Origin of the sequence: Streptomyces sp. NPDC016459 (genome assembly GCF_040632845.1) — a bacterium.
GTDB lineage: Bacteria > Actinomycetota > Actinomycetes > Streptomycetales > Streptomycetaceae > Streptomyces.
On sequence record NZ_JBEYCR010000006.1, the window covers coordinates 148,378 to 164,757 of the forward strand.

18 protein-coding genes and 2 pseudogenes are annotated in these 16,380 nt (G+C 70.7%); 11 read left to right on the forward strand and 9 right to left on the reverse strand.

Annotation, left to right across the window (positions count from 1 at the left end):
* Nucleotides 1-291: 291 nt before the first annotated feature.
* The 4 genes and pseudogenes from ABZ567_RS17400 to ABZ567_RS17415 all read left to right on the forward strand — a co-directional run bounded on the left by ABZ567_RS17400 (nt 292) and on the right by ABZ567_RS17415 (nt 3,869).
* On the forward strand, nt 292-2,532 hold the full coding sequence (locus tag ABZ567_RS17400; protein WP_360790252.1) for a glycoside hydrolase family 9 protein: 2,241 nt from the start codon (nt 292-294) through the stop codon (nt 2,530-2,532).
* Nucleotides 2,533-2,680: 148 nt separating this feature from the next.
* A pseudogene (locus ABZ567_RS17405) lies at nt 2,681-3,178 on the forward strand (saccharopine dehydrogenase C-terminal domain-containing protein); the annotation flags it as partial.
* A gap of 155 nt (nt 3,179-3,333) precedes the next feature.
* Nucleotides 3,334-3,684, forward strand: coding sequence for a PRC-barrel domain containing protein (locus tag ABZ567_RS17410; RefSeq protein ID WP_360790255.1), 351 nt, complete (start codon nt 3,334-3,336; stop codon nt 3,682-3,684).
* 38 nt (nt 3,685-3,722) lie between these two features.
* Nucleotides 3,723-3,869 (forward strand): hypothetical protein, encoded by a 147-nt coding sequence (locus ABZ567_RS17415; protein ID WP_360790258.1) that lies wholly within the window; start codon nt 3,723-3,725, stop codon nt 3,867-3,869.
* Nucleotides 3,870-3,972: 103 nt separating this feature from the next.
* Here ABZ567_RS17415 and ABZ567_RS17420 read toward each other — a convergent pair whose 3' ends face one another.
* Complete coding sequence (locus tag ABZ567_RS17420) at nt 3,973-4,395, reverse strand: ATP-binding protein (RefSeq protein WP_360790261.1); 423 nt, start codon at nt 4,393-4,395, stop codon at nt 3,973-3,975.
* A gap of 358 nt (nt 4,396-4,753) precedes the next feature.
* Between ABZ567_RS17420 and ABZ567_RS17425 the strand changes: the two genes are divergently transcribed.
* Both ABZ567_RS17425 and ABZ567_RS17430 read left to right on the forward strand, forming a co-directional pair.
* Nucleotides 4,754-5,125, forward strand: a complete 372-nt coding sequence (locus ABZ567_RS17425; RefSeq protein WP_360790264.1) for an SsgA family sporulation/cell division regulator — start codon at nt 4,754-4,756, stop codon at nt 5,123-5,125.
* Nucleotides 5,126-5,265: 140 nt separating this feature from the next.
* A complete protein-coding gene (locus tag ABZ567_RS17430) occupies nt 5,266-5,892 on the forward strand; it encodes a hypothetical protein (RefSeq protein ID WP_360790267.1) in 627 nt (208 codons plus the stop codon).
* 55 nt (nt 5,893-5,947) lie between these two features.
* Here ABZ567_RS17430 and ABZ567_RS17435 read toward each other — a convergent pair whose 3' ends face one another.
* The gene (locus tag ABZ567_RS17435) at nt 5,948-6,307 is read right to left on the reverse strand and encodes a phage holin family protein (RefSeq protein WP_360790270.1); all 360 of its coding nucleotides are present in this window, start codon (nt 6,305-6,307) and stop codon (nt 5,948-5,950) included.
* Nucleotides 6,308-6,368: 61 nt separating this feature from the next.
* Between ABZ567_RS17435 and ABZ567_RS17440 the strand changes: the two are divergent.
* A pseudogene (locus ABZ567_RS17440) lies at nt 6,369-6,559 on the forward strand (hypothetical protein); the annotation flags it as partial.
* Between the two features lie 106 nt (nt 6,560-6,665).
* Here the strand turns inward: ABZ567_RS17440 and ABZ567_RS17445 are convergent.
* The 3 genes from ABZ567_RS17445 to ABZ567_RS17455 all read right to left on the reverse strand — a co-directional run bounded on the left by ABZ567_RS17445 (nt 6,666) and on the right by ABZ567_RS17455 (nt 9,213).
* A complete protein-coding gene (locus ABZ567_RS17445; protein ID WP_360790273.1) occupies nt 6,666-8,150 on the reverse strand; it encodes a SulP family inorganic anion transporter in 1,485 nt (494 codons plus the stop codon).
* Nucleotides 8,151-8,161: 11 nt separating this feature from the next.
* On the reverse strand, nt 8,162-8,743 hold the full coding sequence (locus ABZ567_RS17450; protein WP_360790276.1) for a carbonic anhydrase: 582 nt from the start codon (nt 8,741-8,743) through the stop codon (nt 8,162-8,164).
* A gap of 86 nt (nt 8,744-8,829) precedes the next feature.
* Nucleotides 8,830-9,213 (reverse strand): hypothetical protein, encoded by a 384-nt coding sequence (locus ABZ567_RS17455; RefSeq protein WP_360790278.1) that lies wholly within the window; start codon nt 9,211-9,213, stop codon nt 8,830-8,832.
* Between the two features lie 237 nt (nt 9,214-9,450).
* Here ABZ567_RS17455 and ABZ567_RS17460 point away from each other — a divergent pair, with 237 nt between their 5' ends.
* Entirely contained in the window at nt 9,451-9,933 is a 483-nt protein-coding gene (locus ABZ567_RS17460) for an MSMEG_6728 family protein (protein ID WP_360790281.1), read from the forward strand.
* A 60-nt stretch (nt 9,934-9,993) separates the two neighbouring features.
* On the opposite strand, the gene ABZ567_RS17465 is transcribed toward ABZ567_RS17460, so the two are convergent.
* The 4 genes from ABZ567_RS17465 to ABZ567_RS17480 all read right to left on the reverse strand — a co-directional run bounded on the left by ABZ567_RS17465 (nt 9,994) and on the right by ABZ567_RS17480 (nt 14,444).
* Entirely contained in the window at nt 9,994-11,568 is a 1,575-nt protein-coding gene (locus ABZ567_RS17465) for a CBM35 domain-containing protein (protein ID WP_360790284.1), read from the reverse strand.
* 223 nt (nt 11,569-11,791) lie between these two features.
* On the reverse strand, nt 11,792-12,211 hold the full coding sequence (locus ABZ567_RS17470; RefSeq protein WP_360790287.1) for a VOC family protein: 420 nt from the start codon (nt 12,209-12,211) through the stop codon (nt 11,792-11,794).
* Between the two features lie 124 nt (nt 12,212-12,335).
* Nucleotides 12,336-13,931, reverse strand: a complete 1,596-nt coding sequence (locus ABZ567_RS17475; RefSeq protein WP_360790290.1) for a hypothetical protein — start codon at nt 13,929-13,931, stop codon at nt 12,336-12,338.
* Between the two features lie 87 nt (nt 13,932-14,018).
* Nucleotides 14,019-14,444 carry a hypothetical protein gene (locus ABZ567_RS17480; protein WP_360790293.1) on the reverse strand — a complete coding sequence of 142 codons (426 nt, stop codon included), beginning with the start codon at nt 14,442-14,444 and terminating at the stop codon, nt 14,019-14,021.
* Nucleotides 14,445-14,633: 189 nt separating this feature from the next.
* Between ABZ567_RS17480 and sigJ the strand changes: the two genes are divergently transcribed.
* The 3 genes from sigJ (at nt 14,634) to ABZ567_RS17495 (ending at nt 16,359) form a co-directional block, all read left to right on the forward strand.
* Nucleotides 14,634-15,605 (forward strand): RNA polymerase sigma factor SigJ, encoded by a 972-nt coding sequence (sigJ, locus tag ABZ567_RS17485; RefSeq protein WP_360790296.1) that lies wholly within the window; start codon nt 14,634-14,636, stop codon nt 15,603-15,605.
* Nucleotides 15,606-15,834: 229 nt separating this feature from the next.
* Entirely contained in the window at nt 15,835-16,065 is a 231-nt protein-coding gene (locus ABZ567_RS17490; RefSeq protein ID WP_360790298.1) for a hypothetical protein, read from the forward strand.
* A gap of 132 nt (nt 16,066-16,197) precedes the next feature.
* Nucleotides 16,198-16,359, forward strand: coding sequence for a hypothetical protein (locus ABZ567_RS17495; protein ID WP_360790301.1), 162 nt, complete (start codon nt 16,198-16,200; stop codon nt 16,357-16,359).
* Nucleotides 16,360-16,380 lie beyond the last annotated feature (21 nt).

The window sequence follows — 16,380 nt, forward strand, 5'->3', positions numbered from 1 at the left end:
GCGATCGAGGGGCAGGGGGTGACGGAGCGGCCCCGACGCATACTGGGAGCGCTCCCACGCGTATTGCAGGGCACTGTAGGAGTCCGCGGCGGCCCTGACAACCCGTCGGGACCGGTGCGTTCCCGCGTCATGGGCCGCCGCTCGGGCCCGCGCGTCCGGACTCGCGTCCACGCCGCCGACGAGGTTCCGTCCGGGTCGTTGACGTCCCTTCGGTTCGACCGGGAATATGGCCCCTGCCTTTTGGGAGCGCTCCCACTCTTCATCGCTCCGCCCTCTTCGAGGAGCCCACACGTGAACATTCGCAGAACCGCCCTGCTGTCCCTGACGGCCCTGTTGACGGCGGGCCTCACCGCGGTGCCCGCCGGTCCGGCGGGCGCGGACGAGGTCGAACAGATCAGGAACGGCACCTTCGACTCCGGCGCCGACCCGTGGTGGACGAACAACGTCACGACCGTGCCGGCCGACGGCAGACTCTGCGCCGACGTGCCGGGCGGCACGGCGAACCGCTGGGACGCCGCCGTCGGCCAGAACGACGTCACGCTCGTGAAGGGCGAGTCGTACCGGTTCCGCTTCACCGCGACGGGCGCCCCCGAAGGCAACTCCGTCCGCGCTGTCGTGGGCCTGCAGGTGCCCCCGTACGACACGTACCACGAGGTCACTCCCCAGCTGAGCGTCTCCGGCAACACGTACACCTACACGTTCGCCTCGCCCGTCGACACCGCCCAGGGCCAGGTCGCCTTCCAGCTCGGCGGGGGCGAGGACCCCTGGCGGTTCTGCCTCGACGACGTGTCCCTGCTGGGCGGCGTGCCACCGGAGCGGTACGAGCCCGACACCGGCCCCCGGGTCAGGGTCAACCAGGTCGCCTACCTGCCCCGCGGCCCGAAGAACGCCACCCTCGTCACGGACGCGACCGTGCGGCTGCCGTGGCAGCTGAAGGACGCCTCCGGTGCCGTCGTCGCGCGTGGCTGGACCGTGCCGCGCGGCGTGGATCCCTCCTCCGGGCAGAACGTGCACACCATCCGCTTCAGCGACCACCGCGGCGCGGGGGAGGGCCTCACCCTGGTCGCCGACGGTGAGACCAGCCGGCCCTTCGACATCGGCACCGCCGCCTACGAGAAGCTGCGCCTGGACGCCGCGAAGTTCTACTACACCCAGCGCAGCGGGATCGCGATCCGCGACGACCTGCGACCCGGCTACGGCCGCGAGGCCGGTCACGTCGACATCGCCCCCAACCAGGGGGACGGGAACGTGCCCTGCCAGCCCGGCGTCTGCGACTACACGCTCGACGTCACCGGCGGCTGGTACGACGCCGGCGACCACGGCAAGTACGTCGTCAACGGCGGCATCTCCGTCTGGCAGCTGCTCAGCACCTACGAGCGCGCGCGGCACGCCCGCACGGGGCAGGCCGAGAAGCTGGACGACGGCACGCTGAACATCCCCGAGAGCGGCAACAACGTCCCGGACATCCTCGACGAGACCCGGTGGGAACTGGACTTCCTGCTCAAGATGCAGGTGCCGGACGGCGAGCCGCTCGCCGGCATGGCCCACCACAAGATCCACGACGAGCGGTGGACCGGCCTGCCCCTGATGCCCTCCGACGACCCGCAGAAGCGGGAACTGCACCCACCGACCACGGCGGCCACCCTGAACCTGGCGGCGACCGCCGCCCAGGCGGCCCGGCTGTACAAGCCATACGACCCCCGGTTCGCCGCCACCGCGCTCGCGGCGGCCCGCAAGGCCTGGGCAGCGGCCCTCGCCCACCCCGACGTCCTCGCCTCCGAGAGCGACGGCATCGGCGGCGGCACCTACGCCGACCGTGACGTCACCGACGAGTTCTACTGGGCGGCCACCGAGCTGTACCTGACCACGGGCGGGAAGGAGTTCCAGGACCACATCCTGAACTCCCCGGTCCACGGCGCCGACCTCTTCGGGCCGATCAGCTTCGACTGGGCGCGCACGGCCGTCCCCGCCCGCCTCGACCTGGCCACCGTGCCGAACCGGCTGCCAGGCCGCGACAAGGTACGCCAGTCCGTACGTGAGGGGGCAGACCGCTACCTCGCCACGCTGAAGGGCCACGCCTACGGCATGCCGTACGCCCCGGAAGGCCACAGGTACGACTGGGGCTCCACCCACCAGATCCTGAACAACGCCGTCGTCCTGGCCACCGCCTACGACATCACCGGCGGCTCGAAGTACCGCGACGGGGCCGTCGAGAGCATGGACTACGTCCTGGGCCGCAACGCCCTGAACATCTCGTACGTCACCGGCTACGGGGAGGTCAGCGCGCAGAACCAGCACAGCCGCTGGTACGCCCGCCAGCTCGACCCCGAGCTGCCTCCACCGCCCGCGGGCTCACTGTCCGGCGGCCCCAACTCGAGCATCCAGGATCCGTTCGCGCAGAGCAGGCTCCAGGGATGCACCGGCCAGTTCTGCTACATCGACGACATCCAGTCCTGGTCGACGAACGAGCTCACGATCAACTGGAACTCCGCCCTGACCTGGATGGCCTCCTTCGTGGCCGACCAGGACTGACCTCCGAGCCGCGCTCGGCGTTGGCATAAGCGCGCGCCCTACGGATTCCGTCGGGCGCGCGCCCAGGTGAGCTGTTCCGCGGCGCTGTTCAGGAGCGTGTCGAGGACGACCGGGTAGGCGCTGTGCGTCATCCGACCGGCCAGGAGCCTTGCTCATCCCGCGCTGGGTCGACGCCCGCCGGGTGACGTTCAAGTACGGCCTCGGCGACGATTTCATCGCCAGGCTGAAGACCCTCCACGAGCTCGGTCTGGACGCCACCACGAAGGTGACCGTCCCCTCGGAGCACGGGCCCGTGGCGGTCTCCCCGCGCGACGTCGTCGCCGCCTGCCTGCCCGACCCGGCCACGCTGGGTGACCGCATGACCGGCAAGACCTGTGCGGGCACCTGGGTCAAGGGCACCAAGGACGGTTCGCCGCGCGAGGTGTACCTGTACCACGTCGTCGACAACGAGTGGTCGATGCGCGCATACGGATCGCAGGCGGTGGTGTGGCAGACCGCCGTCAACCCCGTGATCGCTCTCGAACTCGTCGCGGGCGGGGCCTGGTCCGCGAGCGGCGTCCTCGGCCCGGAAGCCCTGCCGCCCCGTCCCTTCCTCGACCTGCTCACCGAGTACGGCTCGCCGTGGGGCCTGCGCGAGGAGGGCTGAGGCCACGCGGACGGCCATGGACCGGCGTCGGCCTCCCCTCGCCGAGCAGTCCTGGGAAAAGTGGAGTTCAGCGGTGTGAACCGGTCGTGTCGGGCAACACGAAGGACAGCTCGGACCATGGGCCCCGGACGCGCTCCAAGGGAGAAGGAGGAGACATGCACTCTGACATCTGGACCTTCTCGGAGGCCGCGATCCAAGCGGCCGAAATGGATCTGACGGGTTACAAGGTCGAGGCGACGGACGGAGGCATCGGCAAGGTGGACAAGCACTCCGCCGACGTCGGCCGCTGTCACCTGGTCGTGGACACCGGGCCGTGGATCCTCGGCAGGCACGTCGTGATCCCGGCGGGTGTCGTCACCACCGTGGACAGGTCGGCGGAGACCGTCTTCGTCGGCTGCACCAAGGAGCAGATCCAGAACGCGCCGGAATTCGTGCCCGAGGAGGCCGACACGTCCGGTCCTCAGAAGCTGAGGTTCGTGGACTACTACCTGGCGTTCTTCCATTAGACGCCGCAGCAGGCGTCGTTCGCTCACAGGAGGGTTTCATGTCCGCACTCTTGACCCGTATCAAGCGCTTCAGCCGTAGCCCTCAGGGACGGAGGGCCATCGCGTCGGTGCGCCGCGCCGCCGCCGACCCCCGGAAGCGGTCCCAGGCACGTGGCCTGCTCGGCAGACTGCGCGGCCGCCGCTGACCGGCGGACCCCGACACCCCTGTGGGCCCGGCCGACGCCGGGCCCACAGGCGTGTGCGCGTACCGAACCCCACCGGTTCGCGGACCGGTGGGGTGTCTGCGGCCTACGCGGACCGGTGGGGCGCCGGCGGCTGGAAGCACGCGGTGACGTCCTTGCCCCTGGGGCAGCGGCGCGTCTGCCAGTCGTCGGCGAGGGCGTCCAGCAGGAGCAGTCCGCGTCCCCCGAGTGCTCCGTCGTCCGCTTGGCGCTGCTTGGGGAGCTGCGTCGAGTTGTCGTGCACGGTGACGTGCAGGCACTTCTCGTCCCAGGTGAGGATGAGCTGGGCAGCGCTGTGCGCGTGGAGATGGGCGTTGGTGACCAACTCGGACACGGCCAGCACGACCGAGTCCAATAGGTCCGGCGCCGTTCGTGACCAGCCGAGTGACACCAGGTGCTCACGCGTCCAGTCCCTGGCCGTTTTCACGCCGCTGCTGATCGGCAGCGAACGCGCCCACCCGACAGCTTTCATGGACGGGTCCTGCGTCATGTGCCTCTCCTTCAGCCGACCACCATGTGCGTCTCGTCTGCCCGGCGAACGCGGGACGGAACCTCCGGGCGCGGCTATGCGGTCGTACGGTCAGGAGGGCCGACGAGAGGAACGTAGCGCCGGTGCCGGGGCGACCGGCCCCGATAGTGCGATGAAAGCCCTGAGGGTCAACGGGGTGTTGACGATCATCGCGAAATCTCGACACCGCCGTTCCAGGAACCACACGTCCGTGACGCATGAGAGGCGATAACGGGGTGAGGAGCGCAACGACGACCTCTCTCGACGCCCGAAGCCGGAGTGACCAGTGCCCCAGCCCCGCTCAGCGCCGCTGCCTCCTGCGCAGTCCCTCACGCACAGCATGACGATGGAGCTGCTCACCGCCGACCGTCCCGTGGAGATCGAAGCCACCCTCACCTACACCTCCCGGGCTCCCCACACGATGTGCCTCGCCCTGCACCTCCTGGAGGCGGAACCCGTCATCTGGCACCTCGACAGGGAGATGGTCCTCGCCGGTTCGTACGCGCCCGTCGGGGTGGGCGAACTCCATCTGTGGCCCGCCGTGGGGGACGGGCTCCTTATCCGGCTGGGGTCTCCCGGGCAGTGCGCCACCCTGCGGGGCGACCGCGATCAGCTCGCCGCCTTCGTACGCCGGACCTTCCTGGTCGTCCCGCCGGGAACCGAGGCCCGGCACATCGACTGGCAGCCGCTGTTCGACACGCTCAGCAGCTGACCGACCCCCGCACCGGGCGCGCTCGGGGCCGCCCGGTGCCGACGTCATGCGCGTGCCCCTGCCCTCGGTGAAGCCACCGGCGAACTCTTTGCTGACAGTTATGCCTGTCGAGAGTCTCACTCGACAGGTAGGCTTGTCGCATGAATGATTCGGTAGGGATCCCGACTCCCGACAAGAACGACGTGGACTTCTGGGCCACCGTCATGACCCTGACGGAGCCCGCCTGGAACGAGCCCACCACGGACGACACGTTCACCATGGACGACAGGGTCCTCGACGCGGTCCGCGCACTCGCCGAGCGCATCTCGACCCGCGCGCAGGCCTACCGCGCGGCCGACAAGCCCTTCGATCCGGCGCTGATGGCCTCGCCCGACGTGCAACTGGCGCTCCTGCGGGCGCTGTACGAGGCCAAGCAGTCCGTCGACCGGCTGGCGGAGAGCGCCGCCACCGTCGCTGGTCGCAGCGGTGCGAACTATGCGCAGCTGGGCGCGGCATGGGGCGGCATCAAGCGGCAGTCCGCCCGCCTCAAGTGGCCCCACGCGGTGGTCAGGAAGACCGCCGGCGAGCCCATCCCGCTCCGTTACGCGGGTGGCGCCGCCGTGGTCCACCACGACCCGGACGCCGACGCCTGGTGGTACAGCGCCACCGGCGCGGACGAGCGGACCGGTGAGTCCGAAGCCGTCCACACCACCTATGCCGAGGCCATCGCGGGCGCGACCGAGTTCCTCCTCGCACACGCCCGGCCCGAGCGACAGGCGTCCGCGTGACCGCGTGACAGATGTGGGGCGCAGGCGGACGGCCGTTCTCCCGCCTGCGACGGCCTCAGTCGTTCGCCAGCTCGTCGGCCACCTCCTTCACCGCGTCCAGCGAACCCGCGAGCGCCTCCCTCGATGCGGCCCGGGCGCGGCGCAGTCTCTCGTACCCGTATCCGGCGAACGTCACGGCCCCGAGGCCGTACGCGGCCGCCAGCGCACCGGCCGCCCGCTCCGTCGGCCACACCCGCTCCATCGCCCGCACCGCCGCTTCGTGCGCGGCCAGGACGGCGAGCACTCCTAGCACCCCGCCCGCTCCCAGAGCCGCCGTGCCCCTGCGCCCCTCGGACGCGGCCGCCGCCAACTCCACCCTCACCTGGTCGATGTCCTCGCGGACGATCTGGATCACTTCGCGTGACAATGCCTGCATGAGTTCCCGGTACCCCTGACGCGGCCGTGTACGCGAGTCGCCTTTCCGGGCGCGGCGCGGGCTCTCACGGGCGGTGGGCGGGTGGCGCGACCTGGTGATCGCCTGCGACGCGGCGGCCGGTGTCGCGGTGCCGCGAAGGAGAACGTCGTCGTCGGTCTCTTCCCTCGTCCGGCCCGTGCGGTGGACGAGGAGAACCCCGACCACGTCCCCGGCACTCCGCCCGCCTGGGCCCGTGTCGTCTCCCTGACCTGAGGCGACACGGGCTCCGGCCCCATCGGCCGGAGGCGCCCGGGTCGGGCCTCCGGCCGTGCCTCCGGCGGACGGGGTGTGACGTTCCTGCGGTGGTCGGCGCCGGCTGTCAGGCAGGCTCGCCGGCCGTGGCCTTCACCGGCTCCATGACCTTCACGGGTTCCGTGCCGGCGACGCTGTGCCGTTCGGCCCAGGTCTCCAGGGCGATGCGGCAGGCGTGGTCGAGGTGGTGCAGGCCGGACAGGTCGACCACGACCGGCCGGTCCTGAGGCAGCGCCTCCAGACTGTCGAGTATCTTCGGCAGCCGCAGGAAGGTCGCGTTGCCCGACAGGTACGCCTGGATCGGTCCCGCGCCCTTGTCTATGACCTCCAGCCTGACGTGCGACGTCTCCCAGGCGGTCTTCACCACGGACAGGGCAAGTCCGATCAGCACGCCCTCGAACATGTTCACCGTGACGATCGCCACGGCGGTGACCACCAGGATCAGTGCCTCGCCCCGGTGCTTCCGCCACAGCGACACGACCCCGCGGAAGGGGATCAGCTTCCAGCCCGCGTGGACCAGGATGCCGGCGAGCGCGGGCAGCGGGATCAGCGCAAGCGCCCAGGGCAGCAGCGCCGCGAACAGCAGCAGCCACACGCCGTGCAGGACCCGGGACGCCTTGGTCCTGGCGCCCGCCGCCACGTTGGCCGAGCTGCGGACGATGACGGCGGTCATCGGAAGGGCGCCGAGCACACCGCAGACCGCGTTGCCCGCGCCCTGCGCCATGAGTTCCTTGTCGTACTGGGTGCGCGGACCGTCGTGCAGCCGGTCCACCGCGGCAGCGCTGAACAGGCTCTCGGCGGAGGCGATCAGGGTGAAGGCGATGATCGTGCCGAGGACGGCGGGGTCGCCCAGCGCGCCGAGGGCGTCGGCGCCCGGCAGCTGGACGGAGCCGAGCAGCCCGTTCACCTCGACGCTGGCCACCGGCAGGCCGAACATCTGGGTGACCACCGTCGCGAGGACGACCGCGGCCAGTGCCCCGGGCACGGTCCGGGCCTTCTTCGGCAGCGTCTTCCACCCCACCATCACGGCTATGGTGCCCGCGCCGATCGCGAGCGAGGTCAGCGCGACGGTGCTGCCCAGCGCGTCGGCGGCGGCACCGGGCAGCCCCAGGACCTTGTCGATGCCGGAGGCGGGAGCCTTCAAACCGGCCGCCGCGTACAACTGACCGGCGATGATCACCAGTCCGATACCGGCCAGCATGCCCTCGACGACGGCCACGGAGATCGCCCGGAACCAACGCCCCAGCTTCAGGGCGCCCATGACGAGCTGGAGCAGTCCCGCCGCCAGCACGATCACACCGAGCACGCGGAGCCCGAACTCGCTGACGGCCTCGAAGACCAGCACGGTCAGACCGGCCGCCGGTCCGGACACCTGCAGGCTGCTGCCCCGTATGAGACCGGTGACGATGCCGCCCACGATGCCGGTGACGAGCCCGAGCTCGGCGGGGACCCCGGAGGCGACGGCGACGCCCACGCACAGGGGGAGCGCGACGAGGAACACGACGAGCGAGGCGGTGAAGTCGTGCCGTAAGTAGGGAAACCTGGTGGTCATTGCGGCCGCCCTCACAGCGCTTCGAAGGCGTCGGTGTCCGCGCGGTGTTCGCGTACGGCTCCGGTGTGCACCTCGTAGTACCAGCCGTGCAGGGTGAGCCCCCCCGACGCGAGCCGCTTGTCGACGCAGGGGTACGAGCGCAACCGCAGCAGCTGGGTCAGGACGTGGTGCTGCACGGCCTCGGCGACCGTCGGGTCGGCGGGGTCCGCGCATGCGGGCTCCTCCGCCGCGTGCGCGAGCCAGTCGCGCACCGCGGGGACGGCGTCCAGGTCGTCACCGCGCACCACCGCACCCACGGCCCCGCAGTGCGAGTGGCCGCAGACGACGATGTGCTGGACGCCGAGGACCTCGACGGCGTACTCGATGGTGGCGGCCTCCCCGGTGGGGGTGCCGGAGCCGTACGGCGGGACGATGTTGCCCGCCGTACGCAGCTCGAACAGCTGGCCGGGCTGGGCGCCGGTGATCAGCGCGGGGACGACCCGGGAGTCGGCGCAGGTGATGAACAGGACCTCGGGGGACTGGCCTTCGGCCAGCCGGGCGAACTCCTCCGGGCGCTGTCCGAACGTCCGGGCGTTGTCGATGAGGGGTTGCATGGCGTGGTGACTCCTCCTGGCGCGTCGTGGGGACGCGTCGGCTGTGCGGGGCAGGTGTGTGGAGCGGTGGGGGGCTGCTCTGCCGATCAGCAGCGGAACACCTGGAGTGCGGTGAGGGAGCGGGCCACCGACGATCCGGCCGGTGGGGGGTCCGCGGAGGCGGGCGCGCCCGGTCGGGGCGCGGCCGAGGCGCGGTGGGGCGGTATCGGGCGGTCGGGCGCCGGCGGGTTGTCGGCGGTCCGCTGCCGGTCGCGGGTGCGCAGGGGACCGGTCGGGTCCCCGGGCGGTCCGGGGTCGTGGCATGTGGCCGTCTCGTCGTACGAGGCGGTCCCGGAAGGCGGCGCGTCGAAGGCAGCCTTGGCCACGGCGTGACGGGGTGTATGTGCAGATGTGAAGGACGGGAGGGAGGTGAGGAGCTGAAGGGCGACCAGGACCGGGGCGAGGATCACGAAGGCGGTCGAGACCGTCATTGCTCGCTGCATATGCCTCCCTCCAGGCAGTTTGCAAAGTCTAAGAAAAACCAACGGCTGGTCAACGGCCAGTCAAGAACGACCATAACTCGGCAAAGCTGTTTGCAGGGTTAACCAAGCGTTACGGGCGAAAGTGAGCCCGAAAATCCTCGTTCTGTTGACGCGGACCGGCTCTTGAGCGACGGGCGTCGACCGTGTATGGGCGCGGCAAGGCGTCCCCCTGGGTAAGGAGGACGTATGCAGACCTTTCTTCCCTATCCGGACTTCGCGGAATCGGCCCTGGTCCTGGACCCCCGGCGGCTCGGCAAGCAGCGGGTCGAGGCGTTGCAGGTGTTCCGCGGGCTGACCGTCCCCGGATACGGGTGGCGCAGGCACCCGGCGGTCCGGATGTGGACCGGCTACGAGGAGGCGCTCGTACGGTACGGGTTGGACATGTGCCGGGTCTGGACCAGCGAGGGGCGCTCCGACACGTGCGCGGTGACCCTGGTCGCCGATTTCCGGGCGCTGCGGCCGGATGTGGTCGTGCGGTCCCAGCGGCAGCTCGTCGCGGGCGGTGACCTCCCGCCCTGGATCGGCGACCCGGCCTTCCACCGCAGCCACCAGTCGGCCCTGGTGCGGAAGGATCCGGAGTTCTACCGGGACCGGTTTCCCGAGGTGCCGGACGACCTGCCCTATGTCTGGCCCGCGTCCGACCGCGACCCGGAAGCGGGCCGGGGGTGAAGCGCGGCGTCGGCCTCGGTGGGGACACCGAGGCCGACGCCGTGGTTCAGTGTCGGAGGCTCACCAGGTGACCGTACGGCCACCGAAGGCCGTGACGAGACGGCCGTCCGATGCGAAGGACCAGCTCAGGGCCCCGGCGTAGGCGGCGCAGCGGGAGCCGTTGGAGCCGGACCAGAACTGGTTCGAGGTGTCGACGTCACCGATGGTCCGGTCGTTCGTCCCGCTGCCGGACCGGCAGGAGGTGTTGCTCCGGAACACCGAAGTACCCGCGTCGAACGAGAAGTTGCGCTGGGCGTTGTCGATGCTGATGTTCTGGGAGATCGTCATCCGGCCCGGGTTGCTGTTGTACGTGAACCCGTGCTTGCCGTTGTGGAAGGCGATCGTGCGCCGGACCACGTGGTCGACGCCGATGTCCTCGCCGCCGAGCTTGAAGCCGTTGCGGTCGCCGGCCCCGGCCTGGGACCCGTCGCTGAGGGTGCCGTTGTCGTACGCGAGGGAGTCCTCGATCGTCACGGTCCCGATGGGGCCGGTGTCGGTCTTGGTGTACAGGTCCCAGCCGTCGTCGATGTTGTGGTGGGCCACGGCGTAGCGGAAGACGTTCCCGCCGCCGACGGTGAGCTTCGCGGCGAAGCCGTCGGCGTCCTCTCCGTCGGAGTCGGCGTTGTCGTGCGACTCCGCGCTCAGGACGAGGTTGTTCGACGGCCACTGCTCGCGGGGCGTGGTGGAGGCGATGCGGGAGAGCTGGAGCCCGGTGTCGCGGTTGAAGCGCGTCACGGTGCGCTCGATGACGTTGTTGCTGCCGCCGACGAAGATCCCGTTGTCGCCGGCCCGCTCCACGACGATGCCGTTGATGTGCCAGTACGAGCCGTTGAGGGCCAGACCGCGGTTGGCCGGGTCCTCGGTCATGGCCGAGAAGTTCAGCACCGGGGTCTCGCCGGGGTAGGCGGCGAGCTTCTTGCGCGCGCTCGACGTGCCGTTGTTGCCGGGCGGGACGGTGACCGTCGTGGAGTGGCGGTAGGTGCCGCCGCGGAGGTAGATGGTCCCGCCGGCGCCGACGCGGCTGATCGCCGAGGTGAGCGTCGTGGGATCGGCCTGCGTTCCGGCCGCGCCGTCCGTGCCGTTCGGGGCGACGTACAGGGCGCTGCCTGTCGGCGGCGGCGGCCCGTCGGCAGTCGTGACGTTCAGCGAGTCGACGTTGGGCAGTCCGGTGGAGGTGGTGGGGTTGAGCCGGATGGTGTTGCTGCCCGCGTTGAGCGTCACGGTCAGGGTCTTCGTGGTCCAGGCGGACCAGGTGCCCGTGCCCTCGAAGGTCGGCGTCTGCACGGTGGTTCCGTTGACGACCAGGCCGGTAGGCCGTGGGGTGGTGGTGCCGTTGGCGAACCGGACGGCGAGCGTCGCGGTTCCGGCGGCGGGGGCGTTCACCGTGAACTGCGAGTAGGCGCCGGTGGCGTTGGTGCCGTTGCAGAAGCCGCTGCCGGAGTAGCCGGGCCAGTCGGAGTCGACGGTGCCGTTGCAGACGGCGGGGGAGGCCTCGGCCTCGTACAGGGAGGAGGCGGCGTGGGCCGGGTTGAGGGACAGGGCGGCGAGCGTGCCCGCCAGCAGGCTGACGCAGGCTGTGACGGATCGCAGATGCATCTGAGGGTCTCCAGGAGGGGGGAGGGGCGTTCCGGGGACTGGACGAGAAAGCGCTTTCCCGGGACGCTAGAGCTGTCCTCGTGGACACGTCAATGGTTAGGTAGCTGGCTGTTGTTCAGATTCCTGAACACCGCAGTGGGTTGGGGCGGGTGGGCGGCACTCGGCCCCGGACCGTGGCGCACGGTCCGGGGCCGAGGGGCGACTTCGTGGAGGGGTCGTCGGATCAGGACCCCTGCTCGCTGATGTTGACCATCCAGGCGATGCCGAAGCGGTCCGTGCACATGCCGAAGACATCGCCCCACATCTGCTTCTCCAGCGGCACGGAGACCGTGCCCCCGGCGGAGAGCCTGTCCCAGTAGCCGCGCAGCTCGGTGGCGTCGTCCCCGCTCAGGCTCACGGAGATGTCGGTCCCGGGGCGGTGTTCCATCCCGGGCGGGACGTCCCCGGCCATGAGCGTGAAGCCGCTGTCGGTCTCGAGCATGGCGTGCATGATCTTGTCGGCGGAGGGGTGTCCGGCCTCCATGCCGCCGGCCTCGCCGTAGGTGTTCAGCGCCAGGGTGCCGCCGAAGACGTCCTTGTAGAACTCCATGGCCTGCCGGGCGTCTCCGTCGAAGCTGATGTACGGGTTGAGGCGAGAGGGCATGAGGCTTCCCATCGTGACGAAATGTCGGTTCTGGGTAGATTAGGCGAGACGCCGCCCGCGATCGGGGCGACTCCCCGGCCGGCCGTCACGCGTCGACCGGCCGGGGGCGGGCGCCCCTCCTCGGCTACGGCTGGCCGTCGAGCCAGCTCAGCTTGTGCCCGTAGAGCACGCGCTGGCAGTAGTCCGTGCCCACGGGATCGGCGGTGTCCCGGTTCGCCGTGCAGTCCGCGGCCACTCCGGGCCGGTGCTCGGAGAGGGACCACAGCCGGCCCGTACCGCGCTCGATGTAGAGGTCCTCGGGGCCCCGCGCGGTCTTGACGGCCTGCCCGGACTGGACCAGCTGGCCGTTGCTCCACGTGTAACGCCAGAGGTTGCCCGGCTCGTCCGTGCCCTTCGACTCGTTCACGTACAGCGTGCCGCCGTGCGCCGCCGCGCCCTGGGCGCCACCGTTGGCCAGGGGCAGGTAGTTGGCCCAGCCCTCGGCGGTCACGTCGGCGGAGCGCCCCTCGAGGGCCGCGATCGGGAACGACGCGATGCGGCCGGTCGACGGATAGCCGCTCTCCGGCCGGCAGTACTCGCCCATGAGCAGGCGGTCGGGGGTGGTGCTGCGGTCCAGCGAGATGTGGGACGCCTTGGGGGCGCCGGTGGAGACGCAGGCGTACGAACCCTTGGGGTTGCTCTGCGTCGCCTTGAACTTCCACGCGGCGACCTGCGGCATCACATAGCGGTAGCCGAAGCTGTACCAGACGTTGTTGTGCCGGCCGACCTTCGTCTTGACCTCGACGTTGGAGGTGGTCTTCACGCCGTCGGTGTCGGTCCCCATCACGTCGTGCGTGCCGGCGTCGCCGTCCGGGTCCAGGTCCATGATGTAGCGCATGTCGAACACGCGCAGGCCGTTGCGGGTGTCCGCGACGTAGAGGTAGTTGCCGTACCAGACGATCCCGCCGGCGTGGACGCCCTTCTGGATCGGGTACTCGGCGGCGTGCAGTCCGTCGAAGGAGACGTGGTCGGCCGAGTTCACGTACGTCCAGGCCAGCAGCACGTGCCGGTACTTGTACTCGATGCCGCCGGTGACCGGATTGGTCCGCTTCTGCACGAAGGTGACGCGGACGCCCTTCTGGTTGCAGGCGTCGTTCGCCTCCAGCTCGGCGGTGGTGCAGTCGCCGGTCGCGGGGTTCGGGTCGGTCTCCCGGCCCGGGTCCCAACCGTCGTACGAGGCGAACAGTTGGATGTCCTTGGCCTCGCCCCAGGTCTCGTTGTCCTTCGCGTCGGATACGCCCGTGATGCCCTGGGGGATCCACTCGCGCGACACGGAGTCGTCGCTCTGCAGGCAGTACTTGATGTCGGGGTTCGGGGCGGTGCCGAACGAGTCGCGGGCGCACCACGGCTCGACGGTACGGTTCGCCTCGGCCAGCAGATCCTGGACCCCGGACGGCGGAAGCACCGCGTCCAGGCGGGCGACCCGCTGGGTGGTCTCGGCGTTCAACGCGCCGGGCGTCATGGTGAAGTCGCCCGGCGAGGCGGGCCCGCCGGGCGCCGTCCAGCCGCTGGCCGTGAGCGGCGAGGTGGAGCTCTCGGCCGTACGGGGCTCCTGGACCCAGGCCTCGGGCGCGCCCGGTGGGACGTCTTCCGCGTGGGCCGGCGCCGCGATGCCGGTGAACGCGAGCGAGGCCGCGGCGGCTGCCGTGAGCCAAGCGCGGTGTGTGCGCCTTGGGGGCATGTGAGGTGGTCTCCGTTGCTCATGTGTCAGACAAGTCGAACGGAGGGTTCCAGAACGTCAGTACGAAACGCAAACCTGGTCGGACGCCTAATGCGTGCCCAGCCGGGAGCGGCCGGTCCGCTTCGGCCCCTTTTCGTCCGTCGGCCGCCCGGTGACGACCAGCGCCAGGACGCTCAGGGTGAACATCATTACTCCCAGGGGGACATGGAGCGACGGCATGTGCGCGATGCCCAACACCACCTGTATCGAAGCGAGTACGAGGAAGCCCGACGCGTACAGGGCGGGCCGGGGCGACCCGCCGCCCGGCCGCCAGGCCAGGACCGCCGCGAGCGCGTACAGCATCGACGCGCCGTACATCACGCGCGATCCGACGTCGTGCAGCGCCGCACCGAGCGTTGAGGACAGCAGCATTCCGGCGGTGACCGCCTGGAAGGCCAGCGCCACGGTCTGCAGGGCGACCGTGACCCGAAGGAACGTGAGTCTGCCCGGTGTCGCCGTCGTCTCTGTGGCCATGACGCGGTCCCCTCTTCTGCCTCGCGGCGGTGGATCGGTAGTGTCTCGGTAGTCCGACGACGTGGGCCCGCGAAATGTGAGGCGGGCGCCGACCGGGCGGGGCGTGCGTCGCGCCTGCGGACGAGAGAACGCAGGTGGCGGGCGGGATGAACGCCGGTGGACAGGATGAGCGCAGGGAGCGTCGCGACCATGAGTACCCCGTCCGAGCCGGGCCTGACCGAGGTCGTCGGCGAGCGGCGCCATCTGACCAACCTCGCCTACCGGATGCTCGGTTCGCTGGTCGAGGCCGAGGACGCCGTGCAGGAGACGTACGCCCGCTGGTACGCGATGTCGCGCCCACGGCAGGACGCCGTCGAAGCGCCCGGCGCCTGGCTGACGACGGTGGCCACCCGGGTCTGTCTGGACCTGCTCGGCTCGGCACGGGTCCGGCGCGAGCGGTACGTCGGCGCGTGGATACCCGAGCCGCTGCCCGACCGGAGGGAGTGGGTCGGCGGGCCGTCGGGCGGGGGTGGGGCCGAGTCGGCCGATCCCGCCGACCGGATCACCTTGGACGAGTCGGTGAACATGGCCTTCCTCGTCGTACTGGAGTCGATGACGCCGGCCGAGCGCGTGGCGTTCGTCCTGCACGACGTCTTCCGGTACCCGTTCGCGGAGGTCGCGGAGATGGTCGGCCGGACGCCGGCGGCCTGCCGGCAGCTGGCGACCTCGGCCCGTCGGCGCATCAGCACCGCGCAGGCTCCGGTGACGCCGGTGGGCCGCTCGGTGGGCACGCCCGTTCCCGCGGTTCCCGCTGCCGGACAGGCCGCTCTGGTGCGGCGCTTCAAGGAGGCCTGGGAGGCGAAGGACATCGAGGCCCTGGTCGGGCTCCTCGATCCGGAGGCCACGATGACCGCCGACGGCGGCGGCCTCGTCGGCACCGTCCTCCGTCCGGTCGACGGCGGTGAGCGCATCGCCCGGTACCTGATCCACATCGCCGACAAGGCCCCCGGCCTGACGCTCCTGGAGCGGACGGTCAACGGCCGCCCCGGCCTCGTCGCCCAGCACGCGGGTGTCACCGTGACCGTCGCGGCGTTCGGTCTCACCGACGGCCGCGTCGCTCGCATCTGGGCGGTCCGCAACCCGGAGAAGCTGCGTCCGTGGACCGAGTACGGACCGAACTGACGTGACGTCACCCGCGCCATGGCCGGAGGCTGACCTCGGCGAAGTGGCCGGGCCGACGGCGGCGTACCATCGACCGCCCCTCCGAGACTCCTCCGCACCGACCGACCACCGCGGCCGACAAGACGGCAGAACACCTGGGAGTCCCACGCCGATTCGCCTGATCGAACCCTCCGACGGCCCCGCGCTCGCCGATCTGCTGTCCCGGGACCGGCAGGCGTATGCGCGCTGGTTGCCCGCGAGGCCCGAGGAGTTCTACACGCCCGACGGGCAGGCCTCGGTCATCGCCTCCCTCCGTGCCTCCCACGGCCGAGGACTCGTGTGGCCCGGCGTGGTGGTCGCCGGGGAGACCGTGATCGGACAGGTCACCATCAGCTCGATCCTGCGCGGCCCGTTCCAGAAAGGGTTCCTCGGGTACTGGGTCTCCTCCCTCCACCAAGGACTCGGGCACACGAGTCCCTGATCGGAGCCGCCGGGGGGTGGTTCGGAACACCCACCCCGGCATCACTCTCTGTGACTGATCGACATGCGCGTCGTAGTCGGAGGTGCCACGGTGGTGATGTCCAACCCCCCGACTCACGAGGAGTGAGCAGCTGTGGCCAAGAAGACTTCGCCGAAGGACCGGGCCGGCCGTCAGGCCAAGACGGCACCGAAGAGCAACAAGCGCGTCGGCGGTGCCGACGCGGCGCGCCCGGCCCGCGCCCCCGAGCACCAGGCGGCAGAGCGCGAGACGCGGACGACCTACAGCGAAGGCTGATCACGTCCACAGTTCGCTTGT

Excerpts from the sequence above, each read along its gene's own strand:
- ABZ567_RS17410 (WP_360790255.1), top strand. The coding sequence starts at position 3,334 with ATGCACTCTGACATCTGGACCTTCTCGGAGGCCGCGATCCAAGCGGCC.
- ABZ567_RS17415 (WP_360790258.1), top strand. The coding sequence starts at position 3,723 with ATGTCCGCACTCTTGACCCGTATCAAGCGCTTCAGCCGTAGCCCTCAG.
- ABZ567_RS17420 (WP_360790261.1), bottom strand. The coding sequence starts at position 4,395 with ATGACGCAGGACCCGTCCATGAAAGCTGTCGGGTGGGCGCGTTCGCTG.
- ABZ567_RS17425 (WP_360790264.1), top strand. The coding sequence starts at position 4,754 with ATGACGATGGAGCTGCTCACCGCCGACCGTCCCGTGGAGATCGAAGCC.
- ABZ567_RS17430 (WP_360790267.1), top strand. The coding sequence starts at position 5,266 with ATGAATGATTCGGTAGGGATCCCGACTCCCGACAAGAACGACGTGGAC.
- ABZ567_RS17435 (WP_360790270.1), bottom strand. The coding sequence starts at position 6,307 with ATGCAGGCATTGTCACGCGAAGTGATCCAGATCGTCCGCGAGGACATC.
- ABZ567_RS17445 (WP_360790273.1), bottom strand. The coding sequence starts at position 8,150 with ATGACCACCAGGTTTCCCTACTTACGGCACGACTTCACCGCCTCGCTC.
- ABZ567_RS17450 (WP_360790276.1), bottom strand. The coding sequence starts at position 8,743 with ATGCAACCCCTCATCGACAACGCCCGGACGTTCGGACAGCGCCCGGAG.
- ABZ567_RS17455 (WP_360790278.1), bottom strand. The coding sequence starts at position 9,213 with ATGACGGTCTCGACCGCCTTCGTGATCCTCGCCCCGGTCCTGGTCGCC.
- ABZ567_RS17460 (WP_360790281.1), top strand. The coding sequence starts at position 9,451 with ATGCAGACCTTTCTTCCCTATCCGGACTTCGCGGAATCGGCCCTGGTC.
- ABZ567_RS17465 (WP_360790284.1), bottom strand. The coding sequence starts at position 11,568 with ATGCATCTGCGATCCGTCACAGCCTGCGTCAGCCTGCTGGCGGGCACG.
- ABZ567_RS17470 (WP_360790287.1), bottom strand. The coding sequence starts at position 12,211 with ATGCCCTCTCGCCTCAACCCGTACATCAGCTTCGACGGAGACGCCCGG.
- ABZ567_RS17475 (WP_360790290.1), bottom strand. The coding sequence starts at position 13,931 with ATGCCCCCAAGGCGCACACACCGCGCTTGGCTCACGGCAGCCGCCGCG.
- ABZ567_RS17480 (WP_360790293.1), bottom strand. The coding sequence starts at position 14,444 with ATGGCCACAGAGACGACGGCGACACCGGGCAGACTCACGTTCCTTCGG.
- sigJ (WP_360790296.1), top strand. The coding sequence starts at position 14,634 with ATGAGTACCCCGTCCGAGCCGGGCCTGACCGAGGTCGTCGGCGAGCGG.